The organism is Nocardia sp. IFM 10818 (genome assembly GCF_054655275.1).
In genome coordinates this window covers 6,565,206-6,579,312 of the sequence record NZ_BAAHJH010000001.1, presented here as the reverse complement: position 1 = coordinate 6,579,312, position 14,107 = coordinate 6,565,206, and the positions used below count along the sequence as shown (strand labels likewise).

Here is a 14,107-nt window from a genome sequence, read left to right as displayed (position 1 = left end):
CGAGGTCTTTTCGAGTAGCACCGCATGTCCGGACAGCCGAAATCCGACAAGGGCCCCAAACATGACGAATACCACGCAAGCGCCACGCGTCATCCCCACCCCGGACGCCGACGGCGGAAATGTGTTGTCGCACCGGCAAATCATGATCATCTTGTCCGGGCTGCTACTCGGGGTATTCCTGGCGGCCCTGGACCAGAACATCGTGAGCGTGGCGATCGTGCGGATCGCCAACAGCCTGCACGGATTCGATGATCAGGCCTGGGCGACCACGGCCTACCTCATCACCGCCACCATCTCCACCCCGCTGTACGGGAAGCTGGCCGATATCCACGGCCGCAAACCGTGCTACCTCATTGCCATCGGGGTGTTCGTGATCGGTTCGATCGCCTGCACCTTCGCCACCGATATGACCCAGCTCGCGGTGTTCCGCGCCATACAGGGCATTGGCGCGGGCGGGCTCATGTCGCTGGCGTTCACCATTATCGGCGATATCGTGCCGCCTCGCGAAAGAGTGCGCTACCAGGGCTATTTCATGATGGTCTTCGGTATCGCCACGGTGCTGGGCCCCGTGCTGGGCGGGTTCTTCTCCAATGCGGACCGACTGGTCGGGCTTGAAGGTTGGCGCTGGGTCTTCCTGGTCAATGTGCCCATCGGCCTGCTGGCCCTGCTGGTCGTCGCCAAGGTGCTGGACTTCCCGTTCCAGCGACAGCCCCAGCGCACCGACTGGGCCGGCGCCATCACCCTCGCCATCGGCACCGTCCCGCTGCTGCTGGTCGCCCAGCAGGGCCGGGAATGGGGCTGGCAGTCCGACCGCGCCCTCCTCTGCTACGGCGTCGCGGCGGCCGGGCTGGCACTGTTCCTGCTCGCCGAATTCCTCATGAAGGACGCCGCGCTGATTCCCTTGCGGCTGTTCGGCAGCGGCAGCTTCAGCATCGCCATCCTCGGCGGAACCATTGTCGGCGTGGCCATGTTCGGCGCCATCATCTTGGTGCCGCTGTACTTCCAAGTGGTGCGCGGATATTCGCCCACCAAGGCCGGGCTGATGATGCTGCCGCTGGTGGCGGGCATCATGATCGGCGCCCAATTGGCCGGTCTGGTCACCAAATTCACCGGCCGCTACAAGGTGCTGCCCATCCTGGGTGCACTGGTCATCGCGATCGGCTCGGTGCTGTTCGCCCTCGTCGAGTACGACAGCCCGCTGTGGCAGCCGCTGGTGTACTGCGGCGTCATCGGATTCGGCCTGGGCGGCTGCATGCAGACGCTGATCATCGCCGCCCAGAACGCCAGTCCGCATGCCGATATGGGCGTCTCGACGGCCTCGGCCACCTTCTTCCGGCAGATGGGCGGCACGCTGGGCGTGGCGGTCTTCCTGACGGTCCTGTTCAACCTGTTGCCGGGCCGGATCATCGACGCCTTCGGCGGTGCGCTGCCCCCCGAATTCTCACCCGCCCAGCTCGGCCGGATCCAGAGCAATACCAGCGGCGTCGTGGATCTGCCGCCGCATCTGCAGACGCCCATCCTGATCGGCTTCACCGACGCCATGAGCGGGGTCTTCTACGTGGCCGCCGCCGTCGCGGTGCTGGCGGCGATCGTGCTCATGTTCATGAAAGAGCTGCCGCTCCAGGAGATGCCGATGCCCGCCATGGCCGAGGCCGCGCCCGAGGTCGCCTATGAACCCGAACCCGAACCCGAACCCGAACCGGAATCGGAGCCGGTCGCCGACGACGCCCTGCGCGTGGTTTCGCCGCGCGGTCTGTCCATTGCCGGCTGGGTGCATCGCGAGGACGGCCATGCGGTCGCCGATCCCGTGCTGACGCTGATAGACCAACGCGGACGTCAGGTTTCGCGCGCCATCGGGGACGACGAGGGCGTTTACATCATCGGTGCGCCGCGATCCGGCGCCTATGTGCTCATCGTGTCGGCCACCGGGTATCAGCCCAGTGCGGTCTCCCTGACCGTCGGCAAGCGGCCGCATCAGCTGGATGTGGTCCTCACCGGCGCCGGTGAGATCTCCGGCGTGGTGCGACTGGCGGGCCGCGGAATTCCGCTGGCGGAGGCGACCGTCACGCTCACCGATGCGCACGGCGACGTGATCGCCGCCGCCACCACCGCGGCCGACGGCGCCTACAGCTGCCGCGGCGTCCTGGCCGGCGCCTACACCCTGGTGGCGGTCGCCGAGCATATGCGCCCGTCGGCCACCACCCTGGTGGTGCCCGAGACCGGAATGCTGTGCCACGACATCGAATTGGCCCCGCGCGCCGTGCTCGCCGGATCGGCGTGCACCGATGCGGGGCGGGTGATTCCGGATGCCCAGATCACCATCCTGGACGAGGAGGGCGATCTGGTCGCCATCACCCGGACCGACGATGCGGGCCGCTATCAGGTCCCCGATCTGGCCGAGGGCCGGTACACGGTCATGGCGCGCGGCTACCCGCCGGTCTTCAGCCGCGTGACGGTGGCCGACGGCGAGCTGTATCACGATGTGCTGCTGGGATACGAGCGCGTGGAATCGGCGGACCGGGTGTGACGCAGCCCCTTCCGGCACCCCGGTGGACGGTCCGAGCGGCGGCTGTTAGCTTGACCACCCGGAACTGGTCCAGGGACCAGTTCGTCATCCGGGGCCGGTCGAGGAAAGCGCAGATGAGAATTTCACGTGTACTGCTGACGTCCGTGGCGATCGCGGCGGTACTGCCCGTCGGCGTCGCGCACGCCGAGCCGGCGGCCGCCGGTCCGGCCTTCACCGAATATGTGGCACTGGGTGATTCGTGGGCCGCCGATGCCACGATCACGCAGATCACCACCGAGTTCGCGCCGGTGAACTGCGTCCAGAGCGCGGGCAATTTCGCCCGGCAGGTGGCGGCCGCGCTGGCCGTGCCGGAATTCCGCGACGCCTCCTGCGGCGGCGCGACCACCGTGAACATGACCGCTGCACAGCGCGGCAACCCACCGCAGTTCGACCGGCTCTCGCCCGCCACCGATCTGGTGACCCTCAGCATCGGCGGCAATGACGCGGGGCTGGCCGATACCGTCATGGATTGCGTGACAGTCGATCCGGCGGTGAGCCCCTGCCTGAGCACGCTCGTCTCCGGCGGCGTCGATCAGATGTCGGCCAGTATCGCCACCGCCGAATCCCGCGTGGTCGCAGCCGTGGAAGGCATCAAGGATCGCGCCCCCAATGCCCGCATCCTGCTGCTCGACTACTTCGAGGCCGTCGACCTGGACGGCGGCTGCTTCCCCGAGATCCCCATCTCGGACGCCGATGCCATCTGGCTGGGCACCAACCTGCTCGAACTGCACCACATGCTCGCCAGGGTCGCCGCCACCACGGGCGTGGACTTCGTGGACACCTACAGCGGCAGTCACGGCCACGACGCCTGCCAGCCGGTCGGCACCCGCTGGGTGGAGGGCCTGATCCCGTTCTCCGGTCACCCGGTCGGACCCGCGGTGCCCTTCCATCCGAATCAGCTCGGCGCGGACTATCAGGCCCGGCGCGTGCTGGAAACGCTGGGCGTGCGCTGAGATTCGCTGTGCTGCGCCGGTTTCCGGGCCCTGATACCGTGCTGTAAATTTCGACTGTTGGATCTTGCCGCGGATGCTCGGCGGCCGCGGCGGGGGGATGGGAGACGGGCCATGGTGCACATTCATCATCGCGGCGAAGCGGCGGTCCCGGCCGATTTCGCCTTCGCGTACATGGCGGACATGTCGAACTGGAAGGACTTCGTCTACGGGCTGCAGAGCTTCACGCTGGTCGGGGATGTGCCGCACCGGCAGGTCGGTGCGCTCTACGAGGGCGCCATGAAGCTCGGGGTGGTGCTGAAGGCCACAGTGCAGCTGACCGAGTACGTGGAGAACGAGGTGTTCGCCAGCGAGTCGGTGTCCGGTTTCAGCAATCAATCCCGTTGGCGGTTCGAGGCTCTGGGGCCCGAGCGGGGGGCGGTCACCGTGGACGTGTGGTACCAGCTGCCGGGCGGGCTCGCGGGCAAGGCGCTGGGCAAGGCCATCGAGCCGTTCATCTCGATCGCCATCAAGCACACCGAGGCCAAGCTGGTGCACATTCTGGAGGAGCTGTACCGGCAATCGAAAGTGGACGCCTGACGGCGTGTCACGCGACACGCAAGTCGTGTCATGTGACGACACGCGGTCGAGGTGGGGTACTCTGCGCGCAGCTAACGAATGGCAACGGTGTTGCGGGGGGCGGAAGTGCGCGGTGGAAAGGGAGATTCGTGATCGCCCCCTACCTGAGGCTTGTCGGTGTCGTCGGCGGGGCCCTCGTCTGCGGGGCCGCGGCCCTGCTGTCCGGCTGTAGCCGGGCGGGGGACCCCGCGCCCGAACTCGACACCGCGGATATGCCGGAAATGCAGCGCAGCGCCTTCGTCACCGCCTGCGGCGGCACCCCGGCGGGCTGGCAGGCCGCCGGGGTGGTGAGCAACCGGGACGCGGTCGAACACCGCTATCTGGTCGTGGTGAGCTTCCTGACGCCGGAATCGGCGGTACTGGAGCGCACCAGCACCGAAGTGGTGGTGCCGCCGGGCGCGACGCAGGGTTTCGTCACCGAGACCCGGCTGGATCCGGTCACCCGGCCGGAGACCGTCCAGTGCGTGCTGCGCGGAGTGGAACAACTATAAAGTTGCGCGAGAGTGGCGGTGTGGGCCTACGATCGGAGTCGCCGGCCATGCTCCGTGGGCCGCACGAATCGAATGGCTGAACGTTCGCTGACCTGTGCGGCGAGGGTGGTGCGCAATCTCCGGATGTGGATTTGTCGGTGCCATGGGGCATGCTCTGTGCACGCAGATGTCCAACCGTCCGCTCGGAGAGCCCCATGTCGTCCCGTACCACCAAGCCACAGCCGTTGTCGGAGACCGAGATTCGGCATATCGCCGCGGAAATCGACGCGGGCAAACCGCCGATGGTGTGGTTCACGGCGGCGGCGGTCGGCGTACCGGAAGGCCGTTCCGGCAAGGTGATCTCGCTCGGCGATCCGTCCGAGGGTGATTTCCTGCAGGTGAAGCCGACCGGTTCGAAGGATGTGCTGTCGTTCGGCCCCACCGAGGTGACCCTGACCAAACCGGCCCGGAAAGACGCGGCCGGTGCGACGAAACCGAAAACGGCAACCAGGAAGGACTCCACAGTGACGATGCCGTCGCCCGTGACCGCCCCGCCGAGCGTCCCGATCGTGCCGCCGCCCGCCCCGGCGCCGAAAGCCGAGGCGCCCCAAGCCCCCAGCGCGCCCGAGCCCGCCGCGGCGAGCGCGGACAAGCCCGCGGCCAAGAGCGGCTCCCGCCCCGCGCGCAATGCCGCCGCGGCCGGCGCCGCGGCGCGCAAGCCCAAGGCTCCCGAGGTGACCGTCACGCTCAGCGGCACCGCCGACGGCGAGTGGACCCTGGATGTGGTGAACGGCAAGAAGCGCACCATCAAGGGCCTGTCCGTGCCGAGTTCCGCCGTCTCGCAGGCGGCCAAGATCCTGCACCCGGAGGTCGCCGAGGTGGTGGATTCGATTCTGGAGGCGGTGCGGGAGCAGCAGCGCGCCAAGGTCGAGCAGCTCCAGGCGGAACTCGAGAATGCCCGTCGGCTACTCGACGACTTGGCGGGCTGAACCTTAGTTACGCTCAGCGGCAGGTGAGTCCGTCACCGGTGCGCTCCAGCCCCTCCGGGCATGCGGGGAGCGGACCGGGCCGGAATCCCAGCGCGCGCATGAGCTGATCGATGCCGCCGGCAATGGCGGGACCCATTTGGGCGACCCGGTTGCCGAAATTGGCCGATCCGGAGCCGGGCACACCGCCGCCGGAACCGCTTCCACCCGAACCGGTTCCGCCGGCGCCCGACCCCGAGGCCGATCCGGACACGAGATTCTGCACAGAGCCGGTATCGGCGGACAATGAGGCGGAACCGGTACCGTCGACGCCGACGATGTCCCCGGTGCCCACCGGCGTGGTGACATCGGTGGTGGGGGCGGGTTCCAGGGGAATGGCGAGTGCCGTACCGGCCGAGCCGAGAGTTAATGCGGCCGCGCAGGCAACAGCGGCGGCGGCGGTACGCGATGACACAGAGAACTGCATATTTACCCGAATATCCGTGCGGTGACAGAGATTATGACGTCAGACCGCGGACTCCCGGTGCCACGTGCGCGGTCCGGACTCCGGGTGGCCATGCCTGACATCGGCATGGAAAACGTACCCCAGGGAATATTCCTTCGCATGGTACATAGCCGAATCGGCTTCTCGCAGAAGCTCATAGACGGTGGTATCCGCGCCGCGCGGGCCACTGCAGGCGATTCCGATACTGGCCGCGATGCGCACCTCGGCGGCGCTGAGTTCGAAGGGCTCACCCAGCGCCGCCAGTAGTCGTTCGGCCAGCAGCAGGGCCTGCTGGCGGCCCAGCGGGGCGAGCACCACGAATTCGTCGCCGCCGTAGCGGGCGGCCGCGTCGTCGCGGCGGATGATGCGGCGAATCCGGGCCGCGGCATTGGCGATCAACTCATCGCCCACCGCGTGCCCGTAATTGTCATTGACCCGCTTGAAGCCGTCCAGATCGATGAAAAGCAGCGCCAGCTGCTGATCGCCCCAGCGATCCCGATTACGATGCAGCGCCCGCAGCAGGGCGGCGCGGTTCAGCAGTCCGGTGAGCATATCGTGGTCCGCCTGATACTGCGCGCGCCGTTCGCTGCGGGCGCTGCGTTCGATGGCGCGTTCGGAGCGTAGCAGCACGCCGCCGAGTAGCAGGGCGAACAGCGAGGACACCACCACGCGGTCCATCATGTCCAGGCTGGAGCCCACCACCGGCACCAGCGAGGCCACGATCATGACAATGGCGATGATGCTGGCGCGCTGGCGCGAGCGGTGCGCGTGGATATCGCGGGGTCCGCCCAGCACCACCATGCTCGGATGCAGCGCCGCCGCGCCGATCAGCGTGTACGCGAGTTGCAGTGGCATGAGCAGGATCTGGCGACCCAGCTCGGCCGAGCCGGCGGTTTCCAGGGAATAGCCGAGATCGCCGGCCAGGATGACGAGCATGGCCAGATACACCAGCCGCAGCGAGGTCTCCGAGCGGGCGGAGGTGACCACCGAATGCGCGATCACGGTGAGCAGCAGGGCGTCCACCACGGGATAGGTGACGGCCGTGACGGTGGTGAAGTTCAGGCCCGGCGCTTTGTGCAGAATGGGCGAGATGAGGAAGGTCCACGACAGCAGCAGCGCGCCCAGTCCGATGAGGCCGGAGTCGAGCAGCAGATCGTGGTCGGTGCTGTTCTGCCGCGGCCGCAGCCAGAGCACGGCGGCGGCGCCGATACAGCAGTAGCCGCTGAGGGTGAACAGATCGTCGAAGGGATGATGCTGCGAATCGGTGATATCGCGCAGCGCGGTGCCGATGGTGAACTGCACCGCCGAGGCCGAGAGCAGATACCAGGGCAGCGGGTGACCGGGCTTGTAGCGGTGCAGGCCCGCGCCGATCATGACCAGGCTGATGGTGACCGACCCGAAGAGGGTGACCAGCGCCAGCATGCGGGAGTCGATGACCAGTGGCAGGGAGAGGATGACAATGCCGCAGCCGAACAGCAGGCTGCGCCAGCAGATTCTGCGATGCCGCCCGGACTGACCGGCCGGTTCTACGTCTGTACCCACCCGCCCCCCTTTGTCCGCTCCGTCCCCGGTGACCGTGCCGCTTTCGTCGCTACCTCATCAACCACGAATACACGACCGCCGGCTCACCGAGCAGAGCTCGAAGGGTGCCGGTGATCGTGAACCGAGTATTGCTGTACGAGCATAGGTCCCGCAGAATCCGCGGCCACTCGAATAAACGCGCCGTCGAGATCTGGGCAACCGGATCGATCATGACACGAAATGCCGCAGTTCGTAGGGGAGTTGAGCGAACCCGCAGGATCGCTGTTTGCGAGACTCGCTATGCTCCCTGCGAATCGAACCGAACGGCCTGCACGACTCGTCGAACTGCCCACTGGTGACTCCCTGTACGTTGCTGAAATGCTCTGGGTTCGCGGCCCGCCCGGTTCCGGACCAGTGGAGCGGGGGAGCGGAGGGAGGGAAGAACCGGGTTACGAGGGCCGCGAACGGCCGGAGCGAAGCGGAGGCAAGTTGGACACAGCGGGTCGCTGGCATGCGCCGGGGCGGGTCAACCTCATCGGCGAGCACACCGATTACAACGACGGATATGTGTTGCCGATGGCTGTGCCGCTGGGCGTGACCTGCACGGCGGCGGTGCGCCCGGACGGTAAGGTGCGGTTGCGATCTCGGCAGGCGCCCTGCGACGAGGTGGATGCCACGCTGTGCGCGATCGGTACCTCCGGCTGGCAGGAACTGCCCGGGTGGGCGCACTATCCACTCGGGGTGATCAGGGAATTCGAGCGGCGCGGCCACGAGATTCCCGGTGTGGAGCTCGAGTTCGACGGCACCGTGCCCATGGGCGCGGGTCTGTCCTCCTCGGCGGCGCTGTCGTGTTCGGTGGCCCTCGCCCTGCGTGACCTGTTCGCGCCCAGCGTGTCCGCGGCCGAGATCATCGATATCGCGCGGCGCGCCGAGAACGTCTATGTGGGTGTGCCGAGCGGCGTGCTCGATCAGTCGGCGGCCATGCTGTGCACCGCGGGGCACCTGCTGTTCCTGGACGTGCGCACCGCCGCCACCGAGCAGATTCCCTTCGACCTGCACCGGTTCGGGCTGGAGCTGCTGGTTTTCGATACCGGCAGTCCGCATCGGCTGGTGGACGGGGAATATGCGCGCAGGCGGGCCGAATGTGCCGCCGCGGCGGAGGAACTGGACGTTCCGTTTCTGCGGGACGTGACATCGCTCGAGGCGCTGGACCGATTGGCCGATCCGGTCCTGCGCCGCCGCGCCCGGCACGTGGTGACCGAGAACGCCCGCGTGCTGGCGGTCACCGAGCGATTGCGCGCGGGCGCGGATCCACGCGTCATCGGCCCCGTCCTCACCGCCGGGCACGCCTCCCTGCGCGACGATTTCGAGGTGTCCGCGCCGCCGCTGGATCTCGCCGTCGGAACCGCGGTGGCGAACGGGGCCTGTGGCGCCCGCATGGTGGGCGGCGGTTTCGGCGGCAGCGTGATCGCCCTCGTCGATCACGACCGCGCGCCCGCCATTACCGCCGCGGTGCGAGATGCCTTCGTACACAGCCACTTCGACGCGCCGCGCAGCTTCACCGTGACACCCGCCGCGGGTGCGCATCGCCTCGAATAGCCAACGGCGGCGGGCGTACGCGGTTAGCCTGGAACGGCAACGATCACCGCACCTCAGGAACGAGTGAGCCATGGTGAGTCTGTACGAGTTCGCCGGCGGCGAGGACGCCCTGCACCAACTCGAGGAAATCTTCTACGACAAGGCCCTGGCCGATCCCGTGCTGCGGGAGCTATTTCCGGTGCGGGTCCCCACCCACGTCGACCATCTGACCTGGTTCACCGCCGAATCCTTCGGCGGCCCAGACCGTTTCACGCGGGAACTGGGCTTCCCCTACCTTATCGACGCCCACCGCGGGCTGAAGATCACCGATGCGCAGCGGCAGCGCTTCGTTGACGTGTACCTGGAGTCGCTCGACGAGGCGGGGCTCCCGGCGGACGAGAAATTCCGGGCGGCCGTACGCGAGCACGTCGAGTTCGGCGCACAGGTCGCACAGCGGAACTCGCGGGCCGAAACCGATGAGCAACTGCATCCACTGCGGGAAGTCCCGCACTGGACCTGGTAATCACCGGACACGTACAAATGTCGCGCCGAGCCTCCCGAGGCGGAGCGAACTCGCGGCTAGTATTGCGCGTCACAGTCGTGCTCGCGTCATCTCGTGATCGTTTCGACAGGAGATCCGTATGCCGTTCGACTTCAGCATGCCCGCGCCCGCTGTGGCGGCCGCGGGTGAGATGCTGCGACTGGATGCCGATCCCATTGACTATGCGCTGGTAGCACTGTATTTCGTCTTCGTCCTGGGCATCGGCTGGCTGGCGCGCCTGCGGGTGTCCACCAGCGTCGACTTCTTCTTGTCCGGGCGCTCGCTGCCCGCCTGGGTGACCGGCCTGGCCTTCATCTCCGCCAATCTGGGCGCGGTCGAGATCATGGGCATGTCCGCCAATGGGGCCGAATACGGCATGCCGACCATGCACTACTTCTGGATCGGCGCGGTCCCGGCCATGCTGTTCCTCGGCATCGTCATGATGCCGTTCTACTACGGCTCCAAGGTCCGCAGCGTCCCGGAATTCATGCTGCGCCGCTTCGGTCCCGGCGCGCACCTGGTGAACGCGCTCAGCTTCGCGGTGGCGCAGGTGCTCATCGCCGGGGTGAACCTCTACCTGCTCGGCACCATCCTCAATGTGCTGCTGGGCTGGCCGCTGTGGGTGTCGGTCATCGTGGCCGCGGTGATCGTGCTGTCCTACATCACCCTGGGCGGGCTGTCGGCGGCCATCTACAACGAGGTGCTCCAGTTCTTCATCATCGTGGCGGCGCTGCTGCCGCTCACGCTGGTCGGCCTGCACAAGGTCGGCGGCTGGGACGGCCTGCGCGACAAGGTGATCGAGGGCACGGGCGGGGCGGAGCAGCTGCACGCCTGGCCGGGCGATCAGCTCACCGGCTTCACCAGCAATATCGCCTCGGTGATCGGCATCGTCTTCGGCCTGGGGTTCGTACTGTCCTTCGGCTACTGGACGACCAACTTCGTGGAGGTGCAGCGCGCGCTGGCCACGCATTCCATCTCCGCCGCGCGGCGCACCCCCATCATCGGGGCGTACCCCAAGATGTTCGTCCCGTTCATCGTGGTCGTCCCCGGCATGATCAGCGCGGTCCTGGTGCCCCAGATCGCCGACTACAAGGCGCAAATGGCGATGAACCCGGATTTCAAGGGCGATGTCACCTATAACCAGGCCCTGTTGTACCTGATGAAGGACGCCCTGCCCAATGGCCTGCTCGGCGTCGGCCTGGCCGGTCTGCTGGCCGCCTTCATGGCCGGCATGGCCGCCAATGTCTCGGCCTTCAACACCGTCTTCAGCTACGACCTGTGGCAGCGCTACGTCGTCCGTGACCGTGAGGACGGCTACTACCTGCGCATCGGCCGCCTCGCCACCGTCGGCGCGACCGTCGCCGCCATCGGAACCGCCTTCATCGCAGGCAATTTCGGCAACATGATGGATTACCTGCAAACCTTGTTCAGCTTCTTCAACGCACCATTGTTTGCAACCTTTATCTTGGGCATGTTCTGGAAACGCATGACCCCCGCCGCAGGCTGGTCCGGCCTGTTAGCCGGAACCGCCTCCGCCATAGTCGTTTTCATAATGGGCGAAACCAAGGTCTTCGAACTGTCCGGCCAGGGCACAAGTTTCGTAGCCGCCGGCGTAGCCTTCGCCGTCGATATCGCCGTGAGCGTCATCGTCACCCACATGTCCCACCCCAAACCGGCCGCCGAACTGGTTGGCCTGGTCTATTCGGAAACCCCGAAGGACCAGCTCACCGACCCCGACGCCGATGCCCTCCCCTGGTACCAGCGCCCCGCCCTCCTCGCCGGTATCGCCCTGATCCTCGTCATCGCCCTCAACATCTTCGTCGGATAAGGAAGGGATGCCATGCTCTTCGACATTCGCACCATCGTCGGCGGCCTGCTCGCCTGCTACGGAGTCATCCTCATCGTGGTCTCCGTGACCTACGATCCGGGCATCCAGCGCGCCAAGACCAATGGCATCGACGTCAACCTCTGGGCCGGCATCGGCATGGTCGTCGTCGCGGCCATCTTCTTCGCCTGGGTTCTCCTACGCCCGGTCCGCCCCGACTCTCCCACGGACAAATCCGCGGGAGAGTAGCGGCGGCGGACTACTTGGCGGCCGGCGGAGTGAACGGCTGGTTGATGGTCGTGAAGTACTGGGCCGCGGCCAGAATGGCGACCGGGGCGGTCACGAAGATCTGACCGAGCAGGGTGCCCATGAAGCCGATGGCGCTCATGCCCACGATGCAGCCGAAGATGCCGGCCGGGAGAGCGCCGAACATGGCCGACAGCGCGCCGGTGACGGTGGCGAGGGTGACGCCGCCGATGACGCAGCCGATGGCGGCGCCGCCGATGCCGCCGACCAGGGTGCCGATGGAGGCGCCCATGCCGATGGTGCTGGTCATGCGGGACCAGGCGGCCTGCTCGCGGTCGTATTCGGTCTTCCACGGCGCGACGTTCTCGTAGGGGAGAGCGACCGGCTTGTACTCGGCGTGGGCGAGATCGAACCGGGGGGTGAGGGTGGCGGTGCGGTCGGAGATCTCGGCCGCGATGGGGAATTCGAAATCGTCCACGCGGAACTTCAATTCGGTGCCGGCGACCGTGGTCCCATCGGCGGCCTTGATCTTGAAGATGCCGTCTTCGACCACCATGGAGCCCGCGTCGGTGTGGATGATCGTGTTGGTCGCGCTGTTGGTGGTGGAGTAGTTGATCACCTCCGGCGCAGCCGTTCCGGCGTCGGCGTGCACGGTTCCAGCGGACATGACGAGCGCGCTCGACACGAGGGCGGCGGACAGGGCGATCTTGTTGATCTTCATCAGGTGTGTTTCCTCGAGAGGGTAGAGGGGGCCGGCGGCACGGCCGGGAGGCCGTGTCGCGCAACGTTTTCGATCTTGAAGTGTTCCCTAGGCGGTGGCGCGGCGGCGAGCCGCCAATCCCACTGCTATATCGACGATCAGGAAGACCGAAAGGGGAATCCCGATCATCGGCGCGAACCAGCCGACGACCACCGCGGCCAGTGCCAGCGGCACGATCAGGTACAGCGGGGTCTGCGCCAGCGCCCGGCGAGGGGCCTTGCCGCCCACGGTGATTCGGCCCGCGTCCTTGGTCGGGCGGCGTCGCCACCACATGAGGTAGCCGCGCACGATCACGGTGATCAGGCCGATCATGACGGCCAGCAGCACCAACTGGTTGATCAGGCCGAAGGTCACGCCCATGTGCAGGCCGATGCCGAGATTGGTGGCCTTGGCCATGAGCGGCCAGTCGGAGAACCGCAGGATATCGGTCACCACACCGGTCTGCCCGTTCACCGCGATGGCGTCCTGGGTGTAGACGTAGGGCCGGCGCAGTTCTTTCGCGACGAAGGCGACGCCGTCCTTGGCCGGAATGGTGATCTCCAGCGGGCCTTCCAGGCCATTGGCGCGGGCCACCGCGTAGACGGTGTCGACCCGGACCCCGGCATTGGCGGCATCGGGCGCGGCCGCCGGAGCCGCCGCGCCACCGTGCCCGGCGTGCTCACCGGTCGCGGGCGCGGGACCGGTCGCCCCGGGCAGCTTGGCGCTCACCGACGGGGTGGTCCAGCTCATGGCCTTGCGCAATTCGGCGACGTTCTCACCGGCGTACTTCGACCAGGTCATACCGGTGGCCGACAGCAGCAGGATCACCGGCAGGATCCAGACGCCCACCACCGCATGCCAATTCAGCGTGCGCGCGCGGGGCCGGGACCGGTCCGGCCGCAGCAGCCAGCCCGCGGAGCGCTTCTCGCGCCGCGCCCGCACCCGGCGGAACCACAGCACCAGCCCGGCCAGGGCGATCACCCACAGCCAGGACGCGGCGAACTCGCTGTAGTAGCGGCCGATATCGCCGAGGTGCAGATCCCGGTGCAGCTTGTCGATCCAGGTGCGCGCGGGCAACTGACCCGAACTGCCGTAGACCACGCTCTCGCCCACCGGCTGCGCGGTGACCGGATCGACGAACACCGCGCGCCGCTCGGACTCGCCGAGCGAGCTGTCGGAGAAGATCACGCGGGTGGTGTCGCCGGGATTCTGCCCGGGCGCCACCGCATTGAGCGGCAGGTCCGGCCGCAGCGCGGTGGCCGCGGCGATCTGCTCCGACAGCGGCCGGGCCGCGCCGGTCGAATCGGTGTGCAGCAGACCGCGGTCGACAATGTTCTCCAGCGTCGGCGACACCGCGTAGAGCGCGCCGGTGACGGCCGCGATGAGGATGAACGGCGCCACGAAGACGCCGGCATAGAAATGCAGTCGCAGCATCAGCGCCTGAAAGGCATTGCCCGCACTGCGTTTGATGGAACCGGCCGGCGGAGTGGATTCCGTCGAATGGGTAGGGGAGGGCGGCGGTGCCGTCGTTTCGGCACCGCTTTCTGTGATTGTCACGAGCGATCTTTCCGATGTTCGAGGAA

General features: G+C 67.3%; 13 protein-coding genes. 9 read left to right on the top strand and 4 right to left on the bottom strand.

Annotated features, from left to right (window positions below; all coding sequences use genetic code 11):
* Positions 1-61: 61 nt before the first annotated feature.
* The 5 genes from ACYQ5L_RS30600 (at position 62) to ACYQ5L_RS30580 (ending at position 5,593) form a co-directional block, all read left to right on the top strand.
* Positions 62-2,527 (top strand): MFS transporter, encoded by a 2,466-nt coding sequence (locus tag ACYQ5L_RS30600; RefSeq protein ID WP_459961689.1) that lies wholly within the window; start codon positions 62-64, stop codon positions 2,525-2,527.
* Positions 2,528-2,640: 113 nt separating this feature from the next.
* Positions 2,641-3,519, top strand: coding sequence for an SGNH/GDSL hydrolase family protein (locus tag ACYQ5L_RS30595; RefSeq protein ID WP_459961688.1), 879 nt, complete (start codon positions 2,641-2,643; stop codon positions 3,517-3,519).
* A 111-nt stretch (positions 3,520-3,630) separates the two neighbouring features.
* Positions 3,631-4,095, top strand: coding sequence for an SRPBCC family protein (locus tag ACYQ5L_RS30590; RefSeq protein WP_459961687.1), 465 nt, complete (start codon positions 3,631-3,633; stop codon positions 4,093-4,095).
* Positions 4,096-4,223: 128 nt separating this feature from the next.
* Positions 4,224-4,625 carry a hypothetical protein gene (locus ACYQ5L_RS30585; protein WP_459961686.1) on the top strand — a complete coding sequence of 134 codons (402 nt, stop codon included), beginning with the start codon at positions 4,224-4,226 and terminating at the stop codon, positions 4,623-4,625.
* A 194-nt stretch (positions 4,626-4,819) separates the two neighbouring features.
* Positions 4,820-5,593 carry a DUF6319 family protein gene (locus tag ACYQ5L_RS30580; protein WP_459961685.1) on the top strand — a complete coding sequence of 258 codons (774 nt, stop codon included), beginning with the start codon at positions 4,820-4,822 and terminating at the stop codon, positions 5,591-5,593.
* 13 nt (positions 5,594-5,606) lie between these two features.
* On the opposite strand, the gene ACYQ5L_RS30575 is transcribed toward ACYQ5L_RS30580, so the two are convergent.
* Both ACYQ5L_RS30575 and ACYQ5L_RS30570 read right to left on the bottom strand, forming a co-directional pair.
* Entirely contained in the window at positions 5,607-6,044 is a 438-nt protein-coding gene (locus tag ACYQ5L_RS30575; protein ID WP_459961684.1) for a hypothetical protein, read from the bottom strand.
* A 51-nt stretch (positions 6,045-6,095) separates the two neighbouring features.
* Positions 6,096-7,616 (bottom strand): diguanylate cyclase domain-containing protein, encoded by a 1,521-nt coding sequence (locus tag ACYQ5L_RS30570; protein WP_459961683.1) that lies wholly within the window; start codon positions 7,614-7,616, stop codon positions 6,096-6,098.
* A gap of 468 nt (positions 7,617-8,084) precedes the next feature.
* On the opposite strand from ACYQ5L_RS30570, the gene galK reads away from it, so the two are divergent.
* From galK to ACYQ5L_RS30550, 4 genes are all read left to right on the top strand, one after another.
* Entirely contained in the window at positions 8,085-9,194 is a 1,110-nt protein-coding gene (gene galK, locus ACYQ5L_RS30565; protein WP_459961682.1) for a galactokinase, read from the top strand.
* Between the two features lie 70 nt (positions 9,195-9,264).
* On the top strand, positions 9,265-9,696 hold the full coding sequence (locus tag ACYQ5L_RS30560) for a group II truncated hemoglobin (protein WP_459961681.1): 432 nt from the start codon (positions 9,265-9,267) through the stop codon (positions 9,694-9,696).
* Positions 9,697-9,865: 169 nt separating this feature from the next.
* The gene (locus ACYQ5L_RS30555) at positions 9,866-11,542 is read left to right on the top strand and encodes a sodium:solute symporter family protein (protein ID WP_459963588.1); all 1,677 of its coding nucleotides are present in this window, start codon (positions 9,866-9,868) and stop codon (positions 11,540-11,542) included.
* A 12-nt stretch (positions 11,543-11,554) separates the two neighbouring features.
* Positions 11,555-11,788 (top strand): hypothetical protein, encoded by a 234-nt coding sequence (locus ACYQ5L_RS30550; protein ID WP_379199549.1) that lies wholly within the window; start codon positions 11,555-11,557, stop codon positions 11,786-11,788.
* Between the two features lie 10 nt (positions 11,789-11,798).
* On the opposite strand, the gene ACYQ5L_RS30545 is transcribed toward ACYQ5L_RS30550, so the two are convergent.
* Positions 11,799-12,506, bottom strand: a complete 708-nt coding sequence (locus ACYQ5L_RS30545; RefSeq protein ID WP_459961680.1) for a DUF8020 domain-containing protein — start codon at positions 12,504-12,506, stop codon at positions 11,799-11,801.
* 87 nt (positions 12,507-12,593) lie between these two features.
* Positions 12,594-14,081, bottom strand: coding sequence for a PepSY-associated TM helix domain-containing protein (locus tag ACYQ5L_RS30540; protein ID WP_459961679.1), 1,488 nt, complete (start codon positions 14,079-14,081; stop codon positions 12,594-12,596).
* Between the last annotated feature and the right edge of the window lie 26 nt (positions 14,082-14,107).